Consider the following 2,876-nt stretch of genomic DNA (forward strand, 5'->3'; position numbering starts at 1 on the left):
GATATCACTTTCTATTATATCTTTGCACAGTACGATGTACATGGCTGTGTGATTTTTTTGTTTGGCAACACAAATATCCACAGCCTATTTTTTTCTCTCAAAAAAAGTTTAGATCACTTCTATGAAAACTGGATTGATTACCAGAGTCATCAAAAAAGAAAAGGAATTCCCCTAAGATTCCCCTTTTTGAAAAGTAAACTACACCGGGGCAAGCCCACGAGGCATTCGATAGAGACAAAATTTCAATTCCGAGGCATCCCGATAGCTATCGGGACGGGATATTAAACCCTTTGGCGGTGCCAATAAAATAAGCTACCTAAGAGCTGGCCTAGGTGGCATTTATTAGAAAGTCATTTTTATTTCCAGACACCTCGATTATTAAATAAAGCATGTTACTTTTACAAACAATACCAAAAAACAACCCTTAAATATTTATAGACCATCACTAAACTATCGATTTCAAAAATCGATATAAAAGCTACTTCATCATATCGCAGATTTGTTTAGATGGTTTAGACCTATTTGGAGGAAAATTGGATTGAATTTAAAAACTACGTATTTTTATTGTTTTTAAGATTTCATGAATAATTGCTTGCGCTTCTTTATTTTCTTCCGGAAACGAAAAATGCAACTCTAAATAGTTACTATCTTTCGCATAGCTTACTGCCTGGCCTCTAATAAATTTACCGTCTTTTTCTTCTTTATAAAATAACCGGTGAGAACCATTTTTGTATTCCTTAAAACCCTCTTTATCGGTATTAAATTCGGTGCTACTTTTTGTCGCTTTTTTTAGAAAAGTAGCTAAAGAAACTGTTCCTTGTGCAGATTGATATTCGTATACATATTCGCCCCTCTTCGGATTTTTTACCGAATGAAATGGGGTATCTTTCAATTTTAGTTCTACTATATTTAGCATATAACGATCTGGATATAAGCCTACATAAGGATCTTTCCAAAAGGTATTTTTAGTAGCCAGAGCTTTCAAATCTTTTAGGGTGGCTCTCTCCCATTCCTTTATATTCAAACCTAATTCGTCACTAACCGATTTCAACTTATTTAAAACCGCTGGTAAATTTTCCTGAGTATAACCAATAGCTATTTCAAAAACTAAATTTTCTTTCTGATAAAATCCCAATAAATAATCTTTATTTTGAATGCTTACCACGTAAATTCCGGTCTTAATTTTTGGATAATCATTAGTGAAAACCGACGTTTCTGCTAAATGTGCCGAGTAGGAATCATGAATGGCATCGAGACCACTAAAAACAGGATTTCCGGTAGTAGTATATTGTTCTTTTAAATACACTTCTTGCGATTCATACAATAAAACACTGTTTAAAAAAAGATCACCCCATTTTGGATCTTTATATAAAACTGTCTTATTTTTAAAGATAGAACCATTACTTTTTTCTGAAGCAAAATCTTCATATAATTTTCCAACGTCGTTGTTGTAACTCCCAATAAACGGAAATACAACATTGGCATTAGTTATCATATATTCATCAGGATTATCACTTTTCAATTCATTTTCGAACGAGGCTTTATGTAACCATTCTTCTAAATCGCCACCAGTAAGTTCTTTTACTTCTGGGTTCCAGGTAAACTCTTTTTTTTCAGAAAAATTACAGCTTGCCAGCAGTGCTGCACTCAAACTGACTAAAAAAATGAAATATATTTTACGAATTTTAAATAAAGTATTCATCGGTTAGTTTTGGTTAATCAAAAAGACGGTTTATTACTTTTAAATAATGTAACCCAATTTATTACCAAATATTGCAATACAATTAAATCTATTTTCCAAAATTTGGATACTAATCAATTTAACTTACAATTGACAATCTAATTTTTTACACAAAAAGTTCGTTTGAAAAAGGGAAACAGCTATCCGAAAATTCTAGGAATGATAATTAATAAGAAAGAAATAATTTAAAGTTTAATTTTTTGGCATCAGTGTTATTTTTATTGACTACGATAATTCCTAATTTATATAAATCTATAGAATACTCAAAACGCATCTTCTTTATATGAGACCAGGCTTTTTTCATTTCCCTGCTCCAATTGATATCATCAAAAATTATAATAGCTCGATCGGCCAGATTGTTGTAAAGCATAGTATAGTATTCTATTGTTGATTTGAATTTGTGATTCCCATCTATGAATATAATTTGATATTGATCATCAGAGTTTTCTATCTCTGGTAATGTATCAGAATACATTCCACAAATAACCTTAAAATTTCTTTCGGAGTTAATCTCACTAAATCTTTTTTCTGAAATATTACACAAATCCTGAACTCCATCCAGGGTTTTAAAGTTGGTATTTATAGTATTATTCAGTAATAATGCTTTTAAATAATATTGACCTGAAACTCCTAAATTTGTTCCAATTTCTAAAACTCCTGATGCCTTAGAGTAATAGGTAAGAAAGAAAAAAAGGCGACACCATTTTTCAGGGGAAGCAGCTTTTTTACATACTTCTTTTGTCAATTTTATATCTCCTTCTTCAAATATGGTAAAATCAATCTTTTGATCAGAATGTAGTAATTTCTTTCGATATTCTTCCAATTCAGAAAAAACGGGTTTTAACTCATCAGAAAACTTATTAAATTTAGTGCTATTAAAAGCTTTGGCGATTTCTGAACCGAAAGAATCCATATTTCGCAATTTCCTTAGAGAATTCTTTTCTGATATTTTCGAAGAAACAAAATGTTTAATCTTATAAGCTCTTTTAAACATAAAAAATTATGGGTTATATATAGAACTCGTTTAAACTTTTTCCTTTTTGAAGGGTTTGAACTTTTTCAAGGCTAATACAATAAAAGCAAGATAGTTAAACCCTTTCCAGCTTGCCACGGTAGTATCAAACCTGTTTAGTAA

2 protein-coding genes and 1 pseudogene are annotated in these 2,876 nt (G+C 30.9%); all 3 read right to left on the bottom strand.

Annotation, left to right across the window (positions count from 1 at the left end; genetic code table 11):
* Positions 1 to 544: 544 nt before the first annotated feature.
* Positions 545 to 1,702 (bottom strand): hypothetical protein, encoded by a 1,158-nt coding sequence (locus L1967_RS22050; protein ID WP_249603649.1) that lies wholly within the window; start codon positions 1,700 to 1,702, stop codon positions 545 to 547.
* A 205-nt stretch (positions 1,703 to 1,907) separates the two neighbouring features.
* On the bottom strand, positions 1,908 to 2,735 hold the full coding sequence (locus L1967_RS22055; protein WP_249603650.1) for a class I SAM-dependent methyltransferase: 828 nt from the start codon (positions 2,733 to 2,735) through the stop codon (positions 1,908 to 1,910).
* Positions 2,736 to 2,765: 30 nt separating this feature from the next.
* Positions 2,766 to 2,876: pseudogene (locus tag L1967_RS22060) on the bottom strand (IS5 family transposase); the annotation flags it as partial.

The organism is Zunongwangia pacifica, from assembly GCF_023499215.1.
Lineage (GTDB): Bacteria > Bacteroidota > Bacteroidia > Flavobacteriales > Flavobacteriaceae > Zunongwangia > Zunongwangia pacifica.

Bases quoted from the DNA above. Each gene is read 5' to 3' on its own strand.
- L1967_RS22050 (WP_249603649.1), bottom strand. From the start codon at position 1,702: ATGAATACTTTATTTAAAATTCGTAAAATATATTTCATTTTTTTAGTC.
- L1967_RS22055 (WP_249603650.1), bottom strand. From the start codon at position 2,735: ATGTTTAAAAGAGCTTATAAGATTAAACATTTTGTTTCTTCGAAAATA.